We start from the raw sequence: 21,025 nt of genomic DNA, 5'->3' as shown, positions 1-21,025 counted from the left end.
TGCAAATATAGAACAATTACAGGCAGACCATCAAAATTAATTGGATCAGTGGTTTACTTCCTGAGGATCACGGTGAAAAGGGAGCCTTGTCCGGGCTCACTCTCGCAGGATATCTTTCCATTGATCTCTTCCACTATGCGTTTTACGATGGAGAGGCCGAGTCCGGTAGAGTTTTCACCCTCTGTAGGCTGGGTGGAGATCTTGCTGTACTTGGAGAAAAGATGGGGCATTTCTTCTTTATCGATCCCGAGTCCTTCATCCCGTACTTTGATGCTGATGGCATCCTGTTCATCGCTTACGCTCACATACACATTCTTGCCACGTGGCGTGTATTTGATGGCGTTGGAGAGCAGGTTCTCGCAGATGCGGCTGACGAGGTGCTTATCACTGAGGATGTACAATTCCTTTTCCGGCAATTCCGCGTGGAGACGGATATCTTTCTTGTCTGCCATCACTTTGAAATTGTCCAGCACGTCTTCGGTGAGGATGGTGAGGTCAAAGTTTTCGATGCGAAGTTTGTGATCACCGATATCTTTCTTTTCAACATCCAGGATTCGGCTGATCAGTCCTTCGCCATAATTGCTGGCCTGGATGATCTTACTGAGTGCCCGTTGCTGTTCGGGAGAAAGGCGGTCAGCTTCATGCAGCATCAGGTTGCCCCATACGTGGATAGTGGCGAAGGGGGTGTTGAGATCATGCGATACGATACTGATGAGAGAATTCTTTTCGTGATTGAGCTCGGCCAGTTTATCGTTCTGCTGTAGTATGAGTTGATTGGTGGCCTGCAAACGCCTGTTGGCATTGCGTTTGGTGACGAAGGCGATGGCGGCCAGTACGCAAATGATGCCGAGGGCCACGGCCAGGAGGGTAATACCTTTCGCCTTGAGCACTTCTTTCTCCACCTGTTCTTTCAGCAACTGGTTGGCAGCTTCCCTTTCTTTGGCGTTGAATCTTTCCTGCAGTTCCGCGATGGTCTGGTGCGTATCTCCGTTCACGATAGCGGTATCCAGTGCGTACCAGCTTTTCAGATGGTCGTATGCGGTGTAATAATCTTCCCGGTATTCGGCCAGTTTGGCCATCATGGCGTGGCTGTCTGCTTCTTTGCTTTTCGAGCCCAGTTTGCGGGCCAGGTCCATAGTGCGTTCTGCATAATAAGAAGCGGAATCGAACTGGTGTTTCTCGGTGAAGAGATCGGCCAGGTTGAGCAGGTCTATCCAGAGATCGCCGGTGCTGTTGGTGGCCATATGTACCTGCAGGTTCTTTCTGAAATACGGGAGGGCTTCATCATATTTCTTTTCCTTGAAATTGAGGCTGCCGAGATTATTGTAGGTGCTGGTGATATCGATCCTGTTTTCAAAAGGTTTGCCGATGCGCAATGCTTCATTGAGCAGGATGCGGGCGCTGTCGTACTGCTGCAGCTGCATATAGATCACAGCGAGGTTATTATAAGTGCTTACCACATTGTAGGTATCTCCTTTGAAGGAGGAGAGCCTGGCAGCCTGGAGATAGAAGTTCTTGGCCTGTTGTGGTTCTTTGATATTGGCATAAAGTATGGCCAGGTCGCTAAGGGCGGAGATCTCGTATTCGATGGAGCTCAGCTTGCGGGAAGCTTCGAGTGATTCAAGGTAGTAGTGGATGGCAGATTCATAATTGCCGCTCAACTCTTCGTAGATGCCTTTGAGGCGGCTGCTGAGCACTTCTCCTTTATTGAATTTCAGATTATGGGCATGGTCTTCAATGTAGGAGGCATAAAAGCGGATGGAATCTTTTTTGTCTTCGGAGAAGTCGAGGCAACGGTCATAAAGGCTTTTCAGCTGAACAGTATCCACCTGCGCAAGGGCGGGCAGACTACCAACCAGGAACATAAAGAAGAGCCAGGGTTTCAATTGGATAACGAGTTGCTTACTTGAAAGATAAGGAATCTGCTACCTTTTTGGGGTAGCAGACTATTAAAATTCCATAAATCAAGAAGTTTTCTAGTCGATCAGTTTATTCTTGAGGGCGAATTTCACGAGGCCGACTGTATTATTCACGCCGAGTTTGGCGATGAGGTTCTTTCTGTGGGTCTCCACGGTGCTCACGCTCAGGAAGAGTTTTTCTGCAATTTCGGAATTGCTGAATTCTTTGCAGATAAGTGTCAGGATCTCGATCTCGCGGCGGGAGAGGATCTCTTCCACCTTCTTATCCTCAATGGTAATGGTATTGCGGAAATCCTGTTCAGTGTCCAGGATATTGATCTCTTTGCTGAAGTATTTTTCCCCGGCAACGATCAGTTGGAGGGCTTTCTTGAGTTCTTCCATACTGGCATTTTTGAGCAGGTAGCCCTGAATATCATATTTCACCAGTTTATGGATATAGCGCGTACCCCTCATGAGTGTGAGGTAAAGTACTTTCAGGTCCGGGTAGAGCGCACGGATCTGTTTGAGCAGATCCTCTTCCTCGATATCAGGGAGATGAACATCAAGCAGCAATACATCAATATCCAGTCCAGGCAATTGTTTCAGTAAATGACCGCCATTCATGGCTGTTCCTACAACCTGTATTCCTTCCTGTTTTCCGAGTAATAGGGTCAGACCTTCGAGATATAATTCGTGGTCATCGGTAATAAAAACTTTCACCATAGGATGTATCAATAATGGGCAATTTAAAACTATTTACCATATGAAAGCAAAAAGCCCTTCAAAAGGGCTTAAAGATTATTAGTGATAATATGTTGTGGGGATGTTTACCGGACCTTGAGCATGGACCTTACCTGCTGGGTAACGCCGTTCTGAAAGCGGGCGTAATACACGCCTGCGGGCAAACCGTGGCTCTGGAAAGGAAGGGTGTAGGCTCCGGGTGCATATACCTTGTCAGTAAGTACGCGCGTAACGCGGCCGAGACTGTCCATCACCTGCAGCAGGGTATGTCCTCCTTTTGTTTTGAAGGTGATACTGGTATTGTCAGTAAAAGGGTTCGGATAATTGACCACCAGTTGTTCCCCTGAATTCCTCACATCATCCAGGCCGGTGGTGGTACATGCGTTGTTATAGGCCAGTGGAATGTTCTGGAAGTTCTTCAGCATGATGGTCTGCAGATCAGTTTCGTTTACACAGAACCATTGACTGAGGAGGGATGCGTAGATGCTTCTGAAATCATACTGGAAGGGAACATTATCGTTCACAGATGTATTGGCGGGAATATTAGGGTTGTTGCCAAATACGCCGGGCCTTACATTTTTTCCGAATACGAACATGGGTGCAGCTGCGCCGTGGTCTGTACCAAAGCTGCCGTTGGATTTGATACGTCTTCCGAACTCAGAGAAGGTCATACCTATCACGCGATCTTCAACACCGAGCCCTTTGAGATCGTCCATAAAAGCTTTGATGGCATTCGACATATTTCCCAGGAGGTTGGCATGTGTACCTGTGGTGGTATCTTTTTCATCTGCCTGTCCGCCATGCGTATCAAAGCCGCCGGTGCTCACCATATAGATGCGGGTCTTGAGGCCACCTTTGATCAGGCGGGCCACGATCTTAAGCTGCTGCGCCAGGTCGTTATTGCCGGGATAGGCACCCTGTGCAGGAACACGTAAGGCGGCAGCGCGTACAACAGTGGAATACTTTTCAGTTTGTCCCATCATCATGCGGATATATTTCAGCTCCTTGCCCCAGGGTGTATCGGGTACAGGATCAGCAACCCCGTCCAGGAAATCATAGAAGCTGGTAGGGTTGTAAATATTCATCGCCATATTCATGACAGGCCCCTGCAAAGCCAGGGATGCCACGGCACCGATCTGGATAGCCAGCGGATCGGGCATCTGTGTATTGGGGTATCCGTTAGGGAAGTTGGGAAACTCACTGGCAAGATAACGTCCGGTCCAGCCGGTATTGATCACCTGCTCGGAATCGGAGGCACTCATCCATATATCTGTTGCACGGAAATGCGAGAAGTTGGGAGTTGGATAACCAACAGCGTTGATGATAGCCAGTTTGCCTTCGTTGTACAATTGCTGCAGGCCTGTCATGGCCGGGTGCAAAGCTGTTTTGGTAACACCGTTCAGCATGAGCAGTTTGTTCTGAGGAATGGCAATATTCTTTCGCGCATTCTGATAACCCGCGTAAAACTCAACAGGGATCACCATGTTCAGGCCGTCGTTACCGCCATTGAGCTGGATCAGCACCAGTACTTTATCGGTTTCAGTGGCTCTCAGTAATGATTGTATCAGCGGCGAAGAGCCGGTATATGCTTTAACAGAAAAACCTTTGAAGAGGCCGGGCAGTGTAATAGCCGCAGGCAGGGTTGATGAAAAGAATTCTCTGCGTTTCATAGAAAAATTGGTTGTACCTGCAGGGGCAGGGGTTGGATATTAAGCTAATTGGTATTCGGCCAGGTTCATAAAATATTTGTACAATGCCTGGAGACGGAGGTACACGGTTTCATACTTCACCATATTGGTCGGGTCCGTTTTATAAGCATTCCAGGAATTGCTCCAGTAATAGTCCTGTTGTTGCCCGGTCAGCAGCAAGGCGCTTTTGATAACTGCTTTGGAGGCATCGGAGATGGGTACGCGGAAAAGGATGGCCAGGGAGTCGTTGATCAGGGCATCCGGGTTCACAGCGTTGGGTAATGTGTTGGCGAAAGCCACAGGATCGATCTGCAGCAGGGCGCCGTTACGCATATAGCCATTGCCGATCAGCATGTCTGAAAAGATATTCCTCCTGGGTAAGGTATCTGAGTTGATCCAGTTCTCATGATATTGCGGGATCTGGTAATAGGCGGGCCAGCCGGACACACCGGGAGGATCGCCCAGGTTTTCCTGCATATCCATGGCCTGGTACCTGACAAAGTCAAGCATATTATGGAGATTCTCGTGATCAGTTGCGGCAGGGAATACCACTTCAAATTCACGGCAGAGTCCAACAAGCAGTTCCAGCGGGCTTTTGATGAGGCAACCCTGCGACAGTACGTCGAAAAAATGCTCACTTTTGAAAAGCCTTTCGAGAACGGGTTTCATCTCCCAGTTGCTGTCGCGGAAAAGCTGCGCCAGCGGTTTGATCACATTTGTTTCCGTGTTGGCGTCGATGGTATAGTAAACGAAGAAGCGGTAGAGTTTGCGGACGATGAACTCAGACACTTCCACTCTTTTATTGAAGATCATATTCAGCAGGTCATCCAGTTCTTCATCTCCTGCGGTGGGGCCGCTGCGGCCTGCGATGGTAGTACCACCATAAAAAGAAGAAAAGGTTTTGGTATCGGTATCATGCCTGGTGGGATCGAAATAAACCGTGTCTGTATCCGTATTGATACGCCAGCCGGTGAGTACACGGGCAGCAGCGATCACATCAGGTTCCGTATAGTTGGGATTATTTTCTTTACCGAGTGTGAAGAGTTCCTGTAATTCGCGTGCATAGTTCTCATCGGGAGAACCTTTGATACTGAGGTAGCCGTTGAGATAATGCAGCATGGCCAGGTCAATGGTAACGCCGCGTACCAGCGTTTTGAAATTTCCCACAGCATGTGTCCTCAGTAACTGGTAATGGCGGAATCCGTAGATACCAACCTGGTAGGTATTGGCTTCGGTAGCAAAATGGTTATGCCAGAAGAGGGTCATCTTCTCCCCTATATTTCTTTGCTGGTTCACCATGAGGCCGGTCCACCAGGATTTCCAGCTGATGATCCGGTTGTAATTGGCCTGTCTGTCATCTGTATGCGTATTCACCCAGGTTGCTCCTATAGGAATAGCATAATCAGGATCAGCTGGATTTATATCTTCATTTGTATATCCTTTGACTGGTGGAGCGGGCATTCCCACGGGTACATTCAGCAGGGAATCAACGGCGGCTGACATGCTCATGCCGCTGAAATACTGAACATCACTTCTTTTAGCTCCGAACATGGTTCTTTTGAGGAGGTGCACCACTTCATTGGCTGTCCAGGGTCCGGTATATGGATCCAGGCCTGTATTGATCTGGCGCAGGCCGCCGAATGGCGTTTCTACAGGAGTATTGGCTTTGGGTTTCAGGGCGAAGAATTCTCTTCTATCCATACGGTTATTTTTGGGGGTAAGCAGTAAACGCTAATTGTGCTCAAAAATGTTGCCATTTGAAAGAAAATGGGTCAGGTGCAGTATATTTTCATGCAAATTCGTAATAATACGTTATTGGGTGGAACTGCGTGTTTGAACAGGGAATGAGGGGATTATGAAGTTTCGGGGGTGGGTTGCCGTGAGGAGGAATTGTGACAAAACATATTAAAAATAATTAGTAGCTTTGATATTCTAAATCACTTGATATGGTAACAGGTGAAGAAAACTTTTTTGATCCGGATGCGCTATACGAGCGGTTGATGAATCACGCGAAGAGCCTGATCGGGAGGAAACTGACCCGGGAACAGGCTCTGCAGGAACTCATCGATGCTGGCATCATGGACAAGGACGGAAACTATACCGAACCATACAAAGCACTCCAGGAATACACGCTTACCGCTCCTTAATAGCGGTTTTATGTATGATCTCAAATCGAACCTGGTCATCGGCTTCCACGGTTGCGAAGCTCCGGTCCGGGATGAATTATTACTACATCCTTCTAAAATCAAATTTAGTCAGAAGCCGTTTGATTGGCTTGGGCATGGTTTGTATTTCTGGGAGAACAATTTTGAAAGAGCCATGCAATGGGCCATGGCGAAGAAAATCCGTGGCAATATTTCTGAGCCCGCTGTTATAGGGGCGGTCCTGCAATTAGGATATTGCTGTGACTTTCTGGATAGCAGATTTATTGACCTTTTGACCAGATATTATAAATCTATGTCTGAAGTGTATCGCTTATCAGGAAAAATATTGCCAGTAAATAAAGACATTCCAAATGATCTGAATAAAGATAGATTGCTTCGCTATCTGGACTGTACCGTAATCGAGTATATGCATGCAAAAATGAAAAATGAAACAGGTGTAACGTCTGTAATACCAGCCCAATCCATTTTACCTGTATTCGATTCCGTCCGCGGCGCCTTCATTGAAGGAGGCCCCGCCTTTGAAGGTTCCGGCATTTTTTCCAAAACGCATATCCAGATCTGTATCCGCAATCCCAATTGCATTAAAGGCTTCTTCATGCCCAGGCAGGAAATCAGTTTTCAGGGTAATCTGAAAACTTTTTGACAGCCCCTTCTAAAACAAAAAAGCCTCCGGCTTTCACCGGAGACTTCCAATATTTAAATTCTATTGCTTAATCTATATTCTCAATGATCCCTGCGATCCCCTGTCCACCGCCCACACAGGCCGTTACAATCCCGTACTTTTTACCCAATCTCTTCATATCATTGGTGATCTGGATAGTGAGCTTGGCGCCGGTACATCCTAATGGATGGCCCAATGCAATCGCACCGCCATTGATGTTCACAATATCCGGATTGATGCCCAGTTTACGAACCACGGCCAGCGCCTGCGATGCAAAAGCCTCGTTCAATTCCACCAGGTCTATCTGTCCCAGGCTCATATTTGCCTGCTTCAATACTTTGGGAACTGCTTCAACAGGGCCGATACCCATGATACGGGGATGCACACCTGCAGAGGTGCAGGCTACTAAACGCGCAATAGGTTTAAGTCCCAGCTGGTTCACCAGTCTTTCGCTCATCACAACCACAAAAGCAGCACCATCGGAGGTCTGAGAAGAGTTACCGGCTGTTACGGTACCATTGGTGGCAAATACCGGTTTGAGTTTGGCCAGGGCTTCCAGACTGGTATCCATTCTCGGGCCCTCGTCCGTATCCACTGTATAATTCTTTACGGCGCGTTTTCCTTTTTCATTCACGTATACCTGCTCTACATTGATGGGCAGGATGCCGCTTTTGAAATATCCTTCCTGTATAGCTTTGATCGCTTTCTGGTGACTGTTATAAGAGAAGGCATCCTGGTCTTCTCGGCTCACTTCATATTCTTTGGCCACTGCTTCAGCGGTAAGGCCCATGCCCAGGAAGTAATCGGGTTCATCTTTGGCGATGGCATAAGAAGGGACAGGTTTCCAACCGGAGGTAGGCACCAGGCTCATGCTTTCGGTGCCGCCTGCCACAATACATTCGGCCATGCCTGTGCGGATCTTGGCGGTGGCAATGGCGATGGTCTCCAGACCGGAGGCGCAATAGCGGTTCACCGTCATACCCGGTACTTCAATGCCCAGGGCTTTGGCGGCAATCAGCCGGCCTACCTGTAATCCCTGCTCCGCTTCGGGAACTGCATTACCCACAATCACATCGTCCACCATCTTCGGTTCCAGTCCGGGTACAGAAGCTACCAGTGATTTGATCACTTCTGAGGCCAGGTCGTCCGGGCGGTAGAAACGGAATACGCCTCTTTTTGACTTCCCTACTGCGGTGCGATATCCTGCAACGATATATGCTTCCTGCATAAGATATATTTAAATGAATTATTAGTTGTTTATGCAACTTCCTTTCCAAAGTTAATACACCATTTTCTTCCCGCCAAATAGCTGTGCGTTAAAGTTGCAGTATCTTCGCGCTCCATTATGTACCAGTTAATTCGCAAATTTCTATTCCTTTTTGACCCGGAATCCGTGCACCATTTTGCCATGAATATGTTCAAAATGGGTTGCCGTATCGGATTCATCCGCAAAATGCTGGCCGCTTCATTCAAACCGGCTTCAGCGGGTGCTACAACTATTTTCGGTCTTCAGTTCCCCAACAGGATCGGCCTGGCTGCAGGTTTCGACAAGAACGCGCTCTACCTCACAGAACTTGAGGTGATGGGCTTCGGTTTTGTTGAGATCGGCACCGTTACACCGCTTCCACAGGCTGGCAACGATAAGCCAAGGCTTTTCCGCCTCCCCAAAGACAAGGCCCTGATCAACCGTATGGGCTTCAATAACGATGGCGTAAAAGTTGTAGTGGAAAGGTTGAAGAAGTGGAGAGAGCAGCATGCTTCTTCTCCCCTCATCATCGGCGGCAATATCGGCAAGAACAAAGTAACCCCCAACGAAGATGCCTGGAAAGATTACGAGATCTGCTTCCGCGAGCTCTACCAGGTGGTGGATTATTTTGTGGTGAACGTGAGCTCCCCTAATACACCCGGCCTTCGCGCCTTGCAGGAAAAGGATTCGCTGCGCAAAATCCTTTCGCATCTGCAGACCATCAATACGCAGCTTACCCCTTCCGGAGCAGAAGCAAAACCCCTGCTGCTGAAAATTGCACCGGACCTTACCCAGGAGCAGATCGATGATGTGGTTGACCTGGCCCTGGAGATCCGCCTTGACGGGCTGGTGGCGGCCAATACTACTATCAGTCGCGATAACCTGCAAACACCCGCTTCCACACTGGAAGCTATCGGTGCAGGAGGTCTCAGCGGCAAGCCGCTGCTGACCAGGTCCACTGAAGTGGTGCGTTATATTTGTGAGAAGACTGGCGGCAAAGTGCCGGTGATCGGTTCCGGTGGTATCTTCACTGGAGAGGACGCGGCTGCTAAAGAAGCTGCCGGCGCTGTGCTGGTGCAGATCTGGACAGGCTTTATTTATGAAGGGCCATCCATTGCCAAAAAGATCAGCAGGAACTGGAAAGTGTAATCGCGATTGTAATAAACAGTGACCAGCAGCTACTAATTAACTTTCAGTTTTAAAAAATATATTACCCGCTCATGGAGCAGTTATTTACGATCGATGCATTGATCAGTTTATTGACCCTTACAACACTTGAAGTAGTGCTTGGTATCGACAACGTGATATTCGTGTCGATCCTCATGGGGCGTATGAGCAAGGAACAACAGCTCAAGGCCCGCCGGATCTGGATGCTTGCCGGCATCTCGGTACGTATTCTTTTATTGCTGGGTATTGGATGGCTGGTGAAGAACGGTAATTCCGAGTTGTTCGGATTCAATTTCGGAGACTCGCATTTTGCTTTCAACCTGCGTAATGTGATCATGTTCGTGGGTGGTCTGTTCCTGCTGTATAAAACAGTGAAGGAGATCCACCACAAACTGGAGGGTGATGAGGAGTCGGTCAATCCAAAGAACAACAAACAGGCTTCCTTCGGAGCATTGATCGCACAGATCATTGTGATCGATATGGTATTCTCGTTCGACAGTATCATTACGGCTGTGGGCCTTGCCCGCATTGTTCCGGTGATGATCGTTGCCGTGATCATTGCCATGATCATCATGTTCTTCTTTGCAGACAAGATCAGCAACTTCATCCATCAGCATCCCACGCTGAAGATGCTGGCCCTGTCCTTTCTGCTGATGGTTGGTTTCAGCCTGTTCTTTGAAGGCCTGGAACCTATCCACCACAGCCATATCGATAAAGGTTATATCTACTTTGCCATGGCCTTCTCTTTTGGTGTGGAACTGCTGAACATGTGGATCCGTAAGCGCGAGAAGAAAAAGAAACCGGTGGAATTACGCGAGCCCAGGATGAAGGATAACAGTCCTGCGGGCAGCAATGCGAATAATCAACACTAAAAGAAAATTCATACAATAAAAGCGGAGCCGATGGTTCCGCTTTTTTATTGAAGCACACCAATAAGCAAAGTGCGCCCAATACTCAGCGTGTGCCCAATCGCTCGCCTCCCGGCGAGTGATCTCTATTTATTCGCCTCTGGCTAACACCGTGTCGCCGGAGGCGACGGGATATAAGTAACCCGCGGGGACGCGAGCTACTGCACATTACATAATTAATGGATACAAAGTAAGGTAGCCGCCACAACGCCGGCCGTTTCCGCGCGCAAGCGGGTATCCCCCAGCGTTACAGGAGTGAAATGATGGTCCAGCGCTAGTTTGATCTCCAATGGCGTAAAATCTCCTTCCGGGCCGATGAGGATCAGTTGGGAGGATTGATGGAAGTCAACTGCCGAGCGCAGGGATTCCTTCCGGTTCTCCTCACAATGTGCAATAAATTTCTGTTTGGCGAGTATGGTGTCTTCCATCCGGAAGAGTTGCTCATACTGCAATGGCTGATGCAGCACTGGCAGCCAACCTTGCTGGCTTTGCATCATGGCACTGACCAGGATATTTTCGAAGCGTTCTTTCTTGAAATGCTGTTTTTCGGTGCGGTCGCAGATCAGCGGGATAATGGCTGACACGCCGATCTCCGTGGCTTTTTCCATGAACCATTCAAAGCGACTGGCATTCTTCAGCAGGGAAATGGCAATGCTGATCTTTCTTGCAGGAGCGGGTACCGTGGTTGTGCTGAGCACTTTCACGATGCACTTTTTCTTGTGCGGCTCTGCAATGATCACCAGGTGCTGATTGCCTTTTCCATCGGCCAGTTGGAGGTGCTCACCGGCATCCATGCGCAGCACCTGCACAATATGCTTTGATGTTTCTTCCGGCAACTGCACCAGTTCATTGACTGATGCCGGTTCCGGATAAAAGAAGATAGGCAGACTCATGATGATAATTAGAAGGGTGATTCATCATCATCGCCGTAAGGCATATCATTCATTTTACTTCCTGCCTGGATGTAGAGCTTGGCTCCGCCATCGCCGCCTCCTGCGCCATCAGTAGGAACAGGTCTCCAGCTGCCACCGCCTCCACCGGCGCCGATGCCGCCGAAATCATCTTCCTCCATTTCCACGAACTTCTGGATATGAAGCTGGGCGCGGAGTTTGATGGTTTCCAGCGAACCGTTACGGTGCTTGGCGATACGTACGTGCGTTTCACCTTTATTGCTCTCTCCCATTTCATTGGAAGTGATATCGTAGTATTCCGGACGGTAGATGAACATTACCATATCCGCATCCTGTTCGATGGCGCCCGATTCACGAAGGTCACTCAGCTGAGGCATCTTATTGCCTTCTTTACGGGTTTCAACCGCACGGCTTAACTGGGACAGGGCGATGATGGGGATCATCAACTCCTTGGCCAGTGTTTTCAGGTTACGGGAGATGGTACTGATCTCCTGTTCACGGTTCACGTTCTTACCGCCACCGCCGCTCATCAGCTGCAGGTAGTCGATAATGATCATGCCGATATTGTGTTTGTTTTTGAGACGGCGGGCCTTGGCTCGCAGCTCAAATACGTTGAGGGCGGCTGTATCATCGATATAGATGGGTGCCTGGGCCAGCTTCTGAATACCCTTGGCATAGAGCTGTTTCATTTCATGCTCTTCCATTTTACCGCGGGAGATCTTTTCCAGCCAGATCTCGGATTCGGCAGAGAGGATACGTTGTACCAGCTGTGCCGAGCTCATTTCAAGGCTAAAGAAAGCCACAGGGATCTGTTTGCTGCTGAGTGCCGCATTACGGACCAGGTTAAGGGCGAATGCCGTTTTACCTACGGCAGGACGGGCAGCCAGGATGATCAGATCCGATGGTTGCCATCCGTAGGTCACTTTATCCAGGGAAGGGAATCCGCTGGGTACGCCGGTGATATCTTCCGTACGGTGGCGCATATCCTCGATACGCTGCACTGTTTTCACCAGCACAGAGTCGATACTGTCGAAGTTCTTACGGAGGTGATTGTTGGTGATCTCGAAGAGCTTGCTCTCCGCCTCGTCCAGCAGGTCAAACACATCCGTACTGTCTTCATAGCTTTCGCTGATGATCTCCCCACTGATGCGGATCAGTTCACGCTGGATGAATTTCTGGAGGATGATGCGCGAGTGCGCTTCTATGTTGGCGGCGGAAACCACGGCATTGGTAAGGCGGGTAACGTAGTAAGGGCCGCCAACCATTTCCAGTTCACTTTTGCTCTTCAGTTCTTCCACCACCGTTAAGATATCGATGGGCTGGTTCTTCTGCTGCAGGCTTTGCATGGCGGAATAGATCCGCTGATTGGCCTCTGTATAAAAACACTGGGGTTTCAAGATTTCAATCACTGTATCGAAAGCGCTCTTTTCGAGCATGATAGCACCGAGTACCGCTTCTTCCAGGTCTTTGGCCTGGGGGGGAACCTTGCCGTAAACCATCGAGCTCAGGTCCACAGACGGTCCTTTGCGACGGTTCTTCCGGTCTTTATTGAGGTTAGTCAAGTCCATTCAAGAGGGTCAATAATAGTTAACACATTGGTTTGCTGCAGCCAGCTTAGTTCAGGTTTTTCCAGGTATAGGTGCGTAAGGGTCCAATACATTAATTGGGGTGAGCCAACCAATGACTTGCGGGTTAGTTCCAGCCTTGTTGTTACGAAATTGTTACTACAGGGTTATCGCAATGTTACCGCGTCAGTCAGGAGGGCGAATATAAAGCCCCCCATCGTCCCGAAAAAACTTTTTTCCGATCTATATTTCATCACCCGCAATCCACCGGCGTACCCACAGGGTTTGATGGGTTATCCACATCAACGCTTAACCTATCCCCAATTTACAAAAGTTTGGCACCCGTTCCTAAAAGAAATTAACACAGTCTGTGCGAAAGAAAAAGCACCCTGAAATTTGGAAAAACCCGGCCAAATTCAAGATTCAGCAGGGGGTTGTTTTAGCAGTTTTCCGGCCATGGAAAAGCCGGATTCAGTGCGGCTTTGCGGGGGCCTGCAACCCTGAAAGCGGGGCCTCGCAGGTATTTCTTATAAAAATCGTCAAACATCCATAGGAAATATCTGTTATAAAGCCGACATTAGCAGTGAGCAGATACACCATTTTTATGCGGGTCTATCAATTGAAACATTACGAGGTTTTGCTGAACGACGGACAGCCCAGAGAGCTGGCCCTGCTGGAGCATTATGAGGCGCTTTGCCGGCGAATACTCACGGCCGGGGCCATCGCCTCCTCCAATGCAGTGGAAATTGCCAGCCTCACCTCCTTTCCCCGCATGCTCCGCAAGCCTGTGAAAATCGAAAGGCTGATGAATCTCCGCAGTTTCCCTCCCTTCCATTTTATACTGGTGAAGAACTGAGCGGGAAGCTCAGAAATTAGTGTACCGGGTTAAAATAATTTGACCTTCTTTTGCAATATAGATCGCCTGAAAGCGACTAACCTTACTAAATAACATATTCCTCGTATGAAACATTTCATCGCTATAGCAGCAGTGTTGATCACCGGAGCTGCTTCCGCACAGACCATCACCCGTAAAGCAGTATTCACCAAAGGCCAGCAGATCGAGACCAGCAGCACCATGAAGATGGTAATGACCATGGAAATGATGGGCCAGTCGATGGACATGGTGAACAACTATAAATTCACCAATAAAGTAGGCGTTACAGACGCTTCCGCTGCGGAAACCAAACTCCAGAACACCCTCACCCGTGTGGTGGTGGATATGCAGGCAGGTCCCCAGAGCATGAGCTATGATTCAGATAAGAAAGAAGATTCCAGCAGCCAGTTTGCAGAGGCTTTCAGAGACAAACTGAATACCCCCACCAATGTTACCATCAACAACAAAGGAATGATCACTGCCAGTGATGAGAAAGAAACCAAAGCAGGTGACGATATGATCGGATCCATGTCAGGCAATGTAGGAGAAAGCATGACCAAGGTTGGTTCCAGCCTGGAGATCATCGCCAACCTTCCTGAGAAGGCGCTTAAAGCCGGTGATACCTGGGTAGACAGCCTTACAGACCAGAAGACCCAAAGCAAGTTCGTGCTCAACTACAGGGTGGTTTCCATTCAGGGTGCAGATGCGCAGATCAGCTTCGGCGGCACCGTTGCCCGCAGCGGAGAGATCGAGCAGGCTGGTATGACCATGAATATGGACCTGAAAGGGCTCCTCAAAGGTGAATACACCATGGAAGTGGCTACAGGCCTGGTTAAGACCAGAAAGATGAATATGGATGGTGATGGGAAACTGGCAATTGCAGGACAGGAGATCCCCTTCAAAATGAAGATCGATACAGATACCAACACTGCTAAAAAGTAGTTGATCAGGCTTCGGCCGTCAGTATCTTATCCAATAGTTTTTCCATGGCGGACAATTGCTGTTCCGACTCATGATCAATCAGCGGCTGGTTTCCGGCCGCTTTTTGTTGTGTGGCATACCAGAGGATCACCATGGCCACATAGTCCTGCATGTCCTTACCGGCAAAGTTGGTTTTGAACTCAATGATCTTGTCATTGATCAATTTCAGGGTCTTGCGGACCACTTCCTCGTCGTCAGGAGATATGCGTATCCGGTAGGTGCGGTCACCTATCACAACATTTATTGGAATTAATTCTTCCATTGCTTGCAAATTTGAAATGTCTGCTCTATATTTATCCACACGGTATTCACAACGGACGTTTTCATGTATTAAAGACCAGTATAGGATCGTTTTGGATGGTTAGGTTAAGGCAAGGACAATTGTATCACGTATTCTATGAATAACAGTACCAAAACCCAAGCGATAAACCATGTTTGCAACAATCAAATCCCCCATCTTCATTGATGTCCTCACATTTGAACTGGTAGAACCCATCCGCTCCAGCCTCCGTGCGATCCTCAGAGATGAAAAAGGCGCCGAATGCAGCCGCATGGAAGCCAATGTTCTCAAAGGCGACAGAACGGTGACCTGGAAAGGCCTCAACGACCTGCCTTACGGCGTTTACACTTTAGAACTGTTTCAGGGTGAAGATGAACAAAAGATGCGCCTTGTAAAAAGGGTATAGGCTCAGTCTCCCAGCATGGCGATACACCGGTCGATTTCCCGGATGTACAGGTTCAGCTTTTTCTCTAATTCCTTCCTGTCAGTAACTTCTATCTGACCGGCAGTCATTTTGAGTGCCGCCACTTTATTTTCCAGTTCAGTGATCTGATGCAGGTGCAGTTCCTCCTTCCCTTTCAAGTCCTGAAGTTCTTTCTGCAACCGGGCATTCTCCCGCTGCAGGGACTGGTACTGTTGTACCGCCAGCTGCAATTTTTCATTGAACCGCGTCAATGATGCTGTCTGCGACATGGATATTTTTTTTAAACTATTTGCGGATCTCGGCTTTCAGGTCTTTTTCAAGGGCGTCCATGATCTTGTTCATCATGCCATCGATCTCCTTGTCCGTCAAAGTTTTTTCTTCATCCAGGAAAGTAAAGCTGATGGCGAGTGACTTCTTATCATTACCGATCTTTTCACTTTCAAACACATCGAATAACTGTATGCGCTGGAGCTTGTCGAGCTTAGCCTTCTTCACGGTGGATTCCACATCAGAATATACCAGCGTTTTCGGAACTATCAGGGCCAGATCACGGTTCACGGGCAACTGTTTGGGCAGTTCCTTCACTTTCAGTTCCTGCCTGGCCATGTACTTAAGCATCTGCTCCCAGTCGAAGTCCGCATAGAACACCGGTTGTTTGATATCGAAACGCTTCAGTTCATTGCCGTTCACCACTCCCAGCTCTGCAATCAGGTCCTGACCGATCATCACCTGCAGGGCATTCACCAGTTTGCCTTTGGCAGCGATATTGTCTTCCGCCGCTTTCCAGCTCACTTTGCTTATCCCTGCCAGTTGCAATATTCTTGCCACGATGCCTTTCAGATAGTAGAGGTCGGCCGCTACTGCTTTGGATTTCCAGCTGGTTTCCTGCACATCTCCGGTGATGTACACACAGAGATGTTCGTGCTCTTCATATTTACCGGAACCACCGGTGGAGTAGGTTTTACCGAATTCGAAGAACCGGAGGTCCAGGTTCTTCCTGTTGAGGTTATGCACCACGGCTTCCAGTCCGGTTTCCAGCATGGAAGGACGCATGATATTATGCACGGCGCTCAGGTTATTGAGCAGCTTCACCGCATTTCCCAGGTCCGCCTCATCAAAATAAGCGGCATTGGTAATGGAGTTGGTGAAGATCTCGTTGAATCCAACACCTGCCAGGTAATTGGATGCTTTTTCTTTGTACAGGTATTTGTAACGGTCAGCCTCAACAGAAGGAGAAATGGTGATGGCATTGGGTATCTCGATATTATCCAGACCATCTATACGCATGATCTCTTCCACCACATCGGCCTGCAGGGAGATATCCGGCTTCCAGTATGGCGCAGCCACCCAGAGATCGTCCATCCCTTCCTTGATCACTTCAAAACCAAGGCTGGTAAGGATCTTCTTCACACTATCGAAATGATAGCTCTTACCGCTCAGCTTGCGCAGGTAGTGGTACTTCAATTGAACGGCCACTTTCTCTTTCTGCTGGGGATAGATATCTATCAGGTCGGAACTGATCTCCCCTCCCGCCAGTTCCTTGATGAGGAGTGCTGCGCGTTTGAGGGCATTCACCGTATTGCTGATGTCGATATTCTTTTCGAAACGAACCGCTGCATCCGTTCTCAGTCCGTGACGGAATGATGTTTTACGGATATCCGTGGGGTTGAACCAGGCGCTCTCCAGGAAGATATTGGTTGTACCTTCTTTCACACCACTTTTGATACCACCGAACACACCGGCGATACACATGCCCTCGCCTGCACCATTGCAGATCATGAGGTCGTCAGCGCTCAGTTTTCTTTCCTTCTCATCCAGTGTGATAAAGGGCGTGCCTTCCGGCAGGTTCTTAACTATCACCTTATTGTCTGTGATGGCAGCTGCATCAAAAGCATGCAGTGGCTGACCGGTTTCGTGCAGCACGAAATTGGTGATGTCTACGATATTATTGATGGGACGAAGGCCGATAGCGCGCAGTTTATCCTGCAGCCATTGCGGGCTTTCCTTTACTGTGATATTTGAAATGGATACACCACTGTAGCGCTGGCAGGCATTGGTATTCTCCACTTCCACCGTGATGGGCAGTGAAGTATTATCGGGCTTGAAAGCGTTTACAGACGGGTTCTTTACACGATTGTCCTTTCTGTCGTGATGGCTCAGGTATGCACAAACATCACGCGCCACACCAATATGGCTCATCGCATCCATATGGTTTGGTGTGATACCGATCTCGATGATATAATCCGTGTAAATAGGGAAATAGTTGGAAGCTGGCATGCCCACCCTGGTTTCAGCAGGAAGCACCAGGATACCCGCATGGTTGTCGCTAAGGCCGATCTCATCTTCGGCGCAGATCATGCCATGACTTTCCACGCTGCGGATCTTAGCCACTTTCATGGTCACCGGTTCTCCCCCCTTTGGATAGATGGTGGCGCCTACGGGAGCAACAATCACTTTTTGTCCGGCTGCCACATTAGGTGCACCACAAACGATCTGCAGGGGCTCACCGGTACCGATGTTTACCGTGGTAACAGATAATTTATCGGCATTGGGATGCTTTTCGCAGGTGAGCACTTCACCTACCACGAGGCCCTGCAGTCCGCCCTTGAGGCTTTCATATTTTTCAAGGCTTTCCACTTCAAGCCCCACAGAAGTGAGGATCTTGCTCAGTCTTTCAGGTTCAATAGTTGCCGGCAGGTATTCGTGTAACCAGTTATAAGAAATAGTCATCCGTGTATTTATATAATGTTATAAACTCCAATAAGGCTTGCGCAAAGGTAATGTTTGGCGGCTGAAGTTCCTTGAGCGCTTAGAGCAAAGTCCAGCCGATGGCAGTGTTCACCGCCGTTTTTATTGCGCCGATAGCGGCATTCAGGGCTTTTTCCACCATCAGGATGCCGAGGCCTTCCACGGCAGTGAGCACGGCCCGGTAGGAGTTCCGCTGGATCTGGATATGGATCAGCGCTTCCTCACGGGTGATCTTTCCCTGGACCTTGAGTTTGGCGATCATGCCCAGGTTCTGGGCAAAGGCCTTACTCTCCTTCTCCACATAAGGCTTTACTTCTTTCCAGTAATCGTTCAGGACTGGTTTGGCGGCATTGAGCATGTCCTTCGCCAATGCCGGAATATTAAGGTTCATAGCTGATGGAATGGGATGAATGAATGAAATTATTTGGCAGAGGCCCTGGTCTTCAATGCCAGGATGAATTTGAATATCGCCGTATACTGGGTCTCGAAGGCGCTCTTGAGCAGGCGCACATCATGAGGCGCCAGTAAGCCGTCCGGCTTTTGCCGGTGGAGCGAGTCCATCAGGGTGATGTTCTCATCCAGCAGGTCCAGCAGGGTGATCATCGGCTTGTTCTGTTCAATAGCGTTGTTCCGGATGCGCAGGGTACGGGAACTGATTTTGAGTCCCTGGTAAAAAGGCAACTGGTTTTCGTATTTCAGTCCGGGTGCGGACGGTGTGGTTTCGTATTGTACAAAAAAGGATGTGGTTGACTGCTGCATGTCCGAGAGCACTTTATCAGTGACCTCATCATAAGCGGAAAGCAGGGTGATCTTACAGGCAGTCAGGAGGAAAAACGCAGCTCCTATTACAAAAAAAATGCGTTTGTTGAAAGTCAGGGATTTCATGTCAGGTAAGGTGTATATGGTAATACGAATTTAGCATTAATGGATCATAAAAGTCAATTAGTTTCGTTTCTGAATTCATTCAAATTATAACCCACACCCTTACACTATGAAATTTCTGCCCATCGGTCTGCTGACCCTGATAAGCAGTATCTGTATCCATAGCTGCAGTAAAAAAGGCGGCGACAAAACCAGTCCGCCGCAAAACGAATTAAGCGCTGACAAAACTTCCATTACCCTCCAGGTGGAAGGCGGCAAAGAATCCTTCAACGTCAGTTCCAACACAGACTGGGAATTGAGCGGTCTTCCTTCCTGGCTGCAAGCATTGCCCCTCAAAGGTTCTTCCGGCAATACCAAAATAGAACTGACCTGCGCCCCCAACACAGGCGCCAATGAACTGAAAACAACGATCACGCTGAAAGCAACGGGGCTCGATGCCGTAACGGTGAGTGTAACGCAGCTGCAACCTGAAGTGGCCATCACTTCTTTTACGGAGCATGGCAAGGGCGGCGGTCAGCTGGTGATCACCGGTACAGGATTCTCCGAAGTACCGGCTGAAAACACAGTGAAAGTAAATGAGCTGACTGGCACTGTTACCGCCGCTACAAGAACTTCGCTCACCGTTACCATTCCTGCAAAAGCAGGTGATGGGAAAATAACTGTGAAAACGAATACCAGGACCAGTGTATCCACCACCGATTTCTATTATGACTGGATAGGTGCAGTAAGCACTTTCAATTATAACCCGGGAGATAATGCCATACCCAGCGATATTGTTTTCGATGCCCGGGGGAATATGTATATCTCAGACAGGAACCTGATGAGGATCTTTAAAGTGAGTTCCGATGGCGTGCTGCGCGCATTTGCAGGATCAGGTATGCCCGGTATGGATGACGGGCCCGCTGCTGACGCCACTTTCGGCAGTCCTCAAAGCATGGCCATCGACGGCGATGGAAATATTTTCGTTGTGGACCTGAGCAATGCCTGTATCAGGAAGATCACCCCTGCCGGTGTAGTCACCAGGATCGCAGGCCACAACACCCGCTTCGGAACAGTTGACGGTGATGTATCGGTGGCATCTTTCAATAATCCCCAGGGGATTGCGGTAGATAAGAACGGAGTGATCTATATAAGCGAGTACTATGCCAATAAGGTCCGCAAGATCGAAGGGAATACTGTCAGCACTTTTATCGGAAACACCACTTCAGGGGATGTGAACGGTAATGGCACTGCAGCCAGGTTGTTTATTCCGCAAGGCCTCCGCCTCGATGCGGAAGGCAATATCCTGCTGGCCGATTCGTATAACAGTAAGATCAAGAAATTCACGCCTGCCGGTGATGTATCACTGGTTGCCGGCAGTGAGAGCGGTTTGGTTGACGGCCCCGGAGACCGGGCCCGATTCTGGTTCCCGCGAGGGATCGGCACAGACGCAAAAGGCAATATCGCAGTGGCCGACCGGGATAACCATTGCATCCGTTATATCAGTAAGAAAGGATGGGTATCCACGCTTGGCGGGATCAAATCAGATGCGGCATTTGTAGATGGCACCGGTTCAGCCGCCCGCTTCTGTCTTCCAGAAAATGTAAACATCGCGCCCAACGGAGATGTGTGGGTGGTGGATGGCTGCGACGGGAAGATCAGGAAGATCGTTATCCAATAAGATATAAATGCTGCTATCTGGTAATAGTGAAGGCCTGCTGCAGCAATGCGGCAGGCCATTTCCCTTCCTATTCCCCATAATTACTACAGGGTCAACGCTTCGTCTGCATCTTCAAAATCCGGGTACGGTAACAATTATTGTCCTTCTAATGTTCAGTTCCGGGAATCATTCCGTAATTTTCTTACTTTCGCACATTAACCTCACGTATTGGAGAAATTACTATACA

The 21,025-nt window shown here is 48.9% G+C and carries 20 protein-coding genes; 8 read left to right on the top strand and 12 right to left on the bottom strand.

Annotated elements, in window-relative coordinates:
- Positions 1 to 53 precede the first annotated feature (53 nt).
- From ACTHMC_RS09530 to ACTHMC_RS09515, 4 genes are all read right to left on the bottom strand, one after another.
- On the bottom strand, positions 54 to 1,886 hold the full coding sequence (locus ACTHMC_RS09530) for a tetratricopeptide repeat-containing sensor histidine kinase (RefSeq protein WP_440412850.1): 1,833 nt from the start codon (positions 1,884 to 1,886) through the stop codon (positions 54 to 56).
- Positions 1,887 to 1,976: 90 nt separating this feature from the next.
- Positions 1,977 to 2,621 carry a response regulator gene (locus ACTHMC_RS09525; RefSeq protein ID WP_440412848.1) on the bottom strand — a complete coding sequence of 215 codons (645 nt, stop codon included), beginning with the start codon at positions 2,619 to 2,621 and terminating at the stop codon, positions 1,977 to 1,979.
- A 104-nt stretch (positions 2,622 to 2,725) separates the two neighbouring features.
- Entirely contained in the window at positions 2,726 to 4,309 is a 1,584-nt protein-coding gene (locus ACTHMC_RS09520) for a DUF1501 domain-containing protein (RefSeq protein ID WP_440412846.1), read from the bottom strand.
- Positions 4,310 to 4,348: 39 nt separating this feature from the next.
- On the bottom strand, positions 4,349 to 6,028 hold the full coding sequence (locus ACTHMC_RS09515; protein ID WP_440412845.1) for a DUF1800 domain-containing protein: 1,680 nt from the start codon (positions 6,026 to 6,028) through the stop codon (positions 4,349 to 4,351).
- A 245-nt stretch (positions 6,029 to 6,273) separates the two neighbouring features.
- On the opposite strand from ACTHMC_RS09515, the gene ACTHMC_RS09510 reads away from it, so the two are divergent.
- Positions 6,274 to 6,474: a hypothetical protein gene (locus ACTHMC_RS09510; protein WP_440412843.1), complete on the top strand. Its 201-nt coding sequence runs from the start codon at positions 6,274 to 6,276 to the stop codon at positions 6,472 to 6,474.
- A gap of 310 nt (positions 6,475 to 6,784) precedes the next feature.
- A complete protein-coding gene (locus ACTHMC_RS09505; protein ID WP_440412842.1) occupies positions 6,785 to 7,135 on the top strand; it encodes a hypothetical protein in 351 nt (116 codons plus the stop codon).
- A 67-nt stretch (positions 7,136 to 7,202) separates the two neighbouring features.
- On the opposite strand, the gene ACTHMC_RS09500 is transcribed toward ACTHMC_RS09505, so the two are convergent.
- Positions 7,203 to 8,381: an acetyl-CoA C-acyltransferase gene (locus ACTHMC_RS09500; protein WP_440412840.1), complete on the bottom strand. Its 1,179-nt coding sequence runs from the start codon at positions 8,379 to 8,381 to the stop codon at positions 7,203 to 7,205.
- Between the two features lie 117 nt (positions 8,382 to 8,498).
- Here ACTHMC_RS09500 and ACTHMC_RS09495 point away from each other — a divergent pair, with 117 nt between their 5' ends.
- Positions 8,499 to 9,548 (top strand): quinone-dependent dihydroorotate dehydrogenase, encoded by a 1,050-nt coding sequence (locus tag ACTHMC_RS09495; RefSeq protein WP_440412839.1) that lies wholly within the window; start codon positions 8,499 to 8,501, stop codon positions 9,546 to 9,548.
- A gap of 71 nt (positions 9,549 to 9,619) precedes the next feature.
- The gene (locus ACTHMC_RS09490) at positions 9,620 to 10,438 is read left to right on the top strand and encodes a TerC family protein (protein ID WP_440412838.1); all 819 of its coding nucleotides are present in this window, start codon (positions 9,620 to 9,622) and stop codon (positions 10,436 to 10,438) included.
- 212 nt (positions 10,439 to 10,650) lie between these two features.
- Here ACTHMC_RS09490 and ACTHMC_RS09485 read toward each other — a convergent pair whose 3' ends face one another.
- Both ACTHMC_RS09485 and dnaB read right to left on the bottom strand, forming a co-directional pair.
- On the bottom strand, positions 10,651 to 11,367 hold the full coding sequence (locus ACTHMC_RS09485; protein ID WP_440412837.1) for an RsmE family RNA methyltransferase: 717 nt from the start codon (positions 11,365 to 11,367) through the stop codon (positions 10,651 to 10,653).
- 8 nt (positions 11,368 to 11,375) lie between these two features.
- A complete protein-coding gene (gene dnaB / locus ACTHMC_RS09480) occupies positions 11,376 to 12,953 on the bottom strand; it encodes a replicative DNA helicase (RefSeq protein ID WP_440412836.1) in 1,578 nt (525 codons plus the stop codon).
- A 601-nt stretch (positions 12,954 to 13,554) separates the two neighbouring features.
- Between dnaB and ACTHMC_RS09475 the strand changes: the two genes are divergently transcribed.
- Positions 13,555 to 13,806 carry a hypothetical protein gene (locus ACTHMC_RS09475; RefSeq protein WP_440412835.1) on the top strand — a complete coding sequence of 84 codons (252 nt, stop codon included), beginning with the start codon at positions 13,555 to 13,557 and terminating at the stop codon, positions 13,804 to 13,806.
- Positions 13,807 to 13,911: 105 nt separating this feature from the next.
- Positions 13,912 to 14,766 (top strand): DUF6263 family protein, encoded by an 855-nt coding sequence (locus ACTHMC_RS09470; RefSeq protein ID WP_440412834.1) that lies wholly within the window; start codon positions 13,912 to 13,914, stop codon positions 14,764 to 14,766.
- A gap of 4 nt (positions 14,767 to 14,770) precedes the next feature.
- Here ACTHMC_RS09470 and ACTHMC_RS09465 read toward each other — a convergent pair whose 3' ends face one another.
- Positions 14,771 to 15,067 carry a cell division protein ZapA gene (locus ACTHMC_RS09465; RefSeq protein WP_440412833.1) on the bottom strand — a complete coding sequence of 99 codons (297 nt, stop codon included), beginning with the start codon at positions 15,065 to 15,067 and terminating at the stop codon, positions 14,771 to 14,773.
- Positions 15,068 to 15,236: 169 nt separating this feature from the next.
- Here ACTHMC_RS09465 and ACTHMC_RS09460 point away from each other — a divergent pair, with 169 nt between their 5' ends.
- Complete coding sequence (locus ACTHMC_RS09460; protein ID WP_440412832.1) at positions 15,237 to 15,491, top strand: hypothetical protein; 255 nt, start codon at positions 15,237 to 15,239, stop codon at positions 15,489 to 15,491.
- 2 nt (positions 15,492 to 15,493) lie between these two features.
- Here the strand turns inward: ACTHMC_RS09460 and ACTHMC_RS09455 are convergent, their stop codons facing one another.
- The 4 genes from ACTHMC_RS09455 to ACTHMC_RS09440 form a co-directional block, all read right to left on the bottom strand.
- Positions 15,494 to 15,778, bottom strand: a complete 285-nt coding sequence (locus ACTHMC_RS09455) for a hypothetical protein (RefSeq protein ID WP_440412831.1) — start codon at positions 15,776 to 15,778, stop codon at positions 15,494 to 15,496.
- 16 nt (positions 15,779 to 15,794) lie between these two features.
- Positions 15,795 to 18,239, bottom strand: a complete 2,445-nt coding sequence (pheT, locus tag ACTHMC_RS09450; protein WP_440412829.1) for a phenylalanine--tRNA ligase subunit beta — start codon at positions 18,237 to 18,239, stop codon at positions 15,795 to 15,797.
- Positions 18,240 to 18,318: 79 nt separating this feature from the next.
- On the bottom strand, positions 18,319 to 18,648 hold the full coding sequence (locus tag ACTHMC_RS09445; RefSeq protein ID WP_440412827.1) for a hypothetical protein: 330 nt from the start codon (positions 18,646 to 18,648) through the stop codon (positions 18,319 to 18,321).
- A gap of 29 nt (positions 18,649 to 18,677) precedes the next feature.
- Positions 18,678 to 19,142 (bottom strand): hypothetical protein, encoded by a 465-nt coding sequence (locus ACTHMC_RS09440; protein ID WP_440412825.1) that lies wholly within the window; start codon positions 19,140 to 19,142, stop codon positions 18,678 to 18,680.
- A gap of 106 nt (positions 19,143 to 19,248) precedes the next feature.
- Here ACTHMC_RS09440 and ACTHMC_RS09435 point away from each other — a divergent pair, with 106 nt between their 5' ends.
- A complete protein-coding gene (locus ACTHMC_RS09435; RefSeq protein ID WP_440412823.1) occupies positions 19,249 to 20,799 on the top strand; it encodes a BACON domain-containing protein in 1,551 nt (516 codons plus the stop codon).
- Positions 20,800 to 21,025: the final 226 nt, after the last annotated feature.

The sequence above is a fragment of the Pseudobacter sp. genome (assembly GCF_051955275.1).
Classification (GTDB): domain Bacteria; phylum Bacteroidota; class Bacteroidia; order Chitinophagales; family Chitinophagaceae; genus Pseudobacter.
The sequence above is the reverse complement of the archived record's forward strand: the minus strand, read 5'-3'. Positions and strand labels throughout refer to the sequence as shown.

Excerpts from the sequence above, each read along its gene's own strand:
- ACTHMC_RS09525 (WP_440412848.1), bottom strand. The coding sequence starts at position 2,621 with ATGGTGAAAGTTTTTATTACCGATGACCACGAATTATATCTCGAAGGT.
- ACTHMC_RS09520 (WP_440412846.1), bottom strand. The coding sequence starts at position 4,309 with ATGAAACGCAGAGAATTCTTTTCATCAACCCTGCCTGCGGCTATTACA.
- ACTHMC_RS09515 (WP_440412845.1), bottom strand. The coding sequence starts at position 6,028 with ATGGATAGAAGAGAATTCTTCGCCCTGAAACCCAAAGCCAATACTCCT.
- ACTHMC_RS09510 (WP_440412843.1), top strand. The coding sequence starts at position 6,274 with ATGGTAACAGGTGAAGAAAACTTTTTTGATCCGGATGCGCTATACGAG.
- ACTHMC_RS09505 (WP_440412842.1), top strand. The coding sequence starts at position 6,785 with ATGTCTGAAGTGTATCGCTTATCAGGAAAAATATTGCCAGTAAATAAA.
- ACTHMC_RS09500 (WP_440412840.1), bottom strand. The coding sequence starts at position 8,381 with ATGCAGGAAGCATATATCGTTGCAGGATATCGCACCGCAGTAGGGAAG.
- ACTHMC_RS09495 (WP_440412839.1), top strand. The coding sequence starts at position 8,499 with ATGTACCAGTTAATTCGCAAATTTCTATTCCTTTTTGACCCGGAATCC.
- ACTHMC_RS09490 (WP_440412838.1), top strand. The coding sequence starts at position 9,620 with ATGGAGCAGTTATTTACGATCGATGCATTGATCAGTTTATTGACCCTT.
- ACTHMC_RS09485 (WP_440412837.1), bottom strand. The coding sequence starts at position 11,367 with ATGAGTCTGCCTATCTTCTTTTATCCGGAACCGGCATCAGTCAATGAA.
- dnaB (WP_440412836.1), bottom strand. The coding sequence starts at position 12,953 with ATGGACTTGACTAACCTCAATAAAGACCGGAAGAACCGTCGCAAAGGA.
- ACTHMC_RS09475 (WP_440412835.1), top strand. The coding sequence starts at position 13,555 with ATGCGGGTCTATCAATTGAAACATTACGAGGTTTTGCTGAACGACGGA.
- ACTHMC_RS09470 (WP_440412834.1), top strand. The coding sequence starts at position 13,912 with ATGAAACATTTCATCGCTATAGCAGCAGTGTTGATCACCGGAGCTGCT.
- ACTHMC_RS09465 (WP_440412833.1), bottom strand. The coding sequence starts at position 15,067 with ATGGAAGAATTAATTCCAATAAATGTTGTGATAGGTGACCGCACCTAC.
- ACTHMC_RS09460 (WP_440412832.1), top strand. The coding sequence starts at position 15,237 with ATGTTTGCAACAATCAAATCCCCCATCTTCATTGATGTCCTCACATTT.
- ACTHMC_RS09455 (WP_440412831.1), bottom strand. The coding sequence starts at position 15,778 with ATGTCGCAGACAGCATCATTGACGCGGTTCAATGAAAAATTGCAGCTG.
- pheT (WP_440412829.1), bottom strand. The coding sequence starts at position 18,239 with ATGACTATTTCTTATAACTGGTTACACGAATACCTGCCGGCAACTATT.
- ACTHMC_RS09445 (WP_440412827.1), bottom strand. The coding sequence starts at position 18,648 with ATGAACCTTAATATTCCGGCATTGGCGAAGGACATGCTCAATGCCGCC.
- ACTHMC_RS09440 (WP_440412825.1), bottom strand. The coding sequence starts at position 19,142 with ATGAAATCCCTGACTTTCAACAAACGCATTTTTTTTGTAATAGGAGCT.
- ACTHMC_RS09435 (WP_440412823.1), top strand. The coding sequence starts at position 19,249 with ATGAAATTTCTGCCCATCGGTCTGCTGACCCTGATAAGCAGTATCTGT.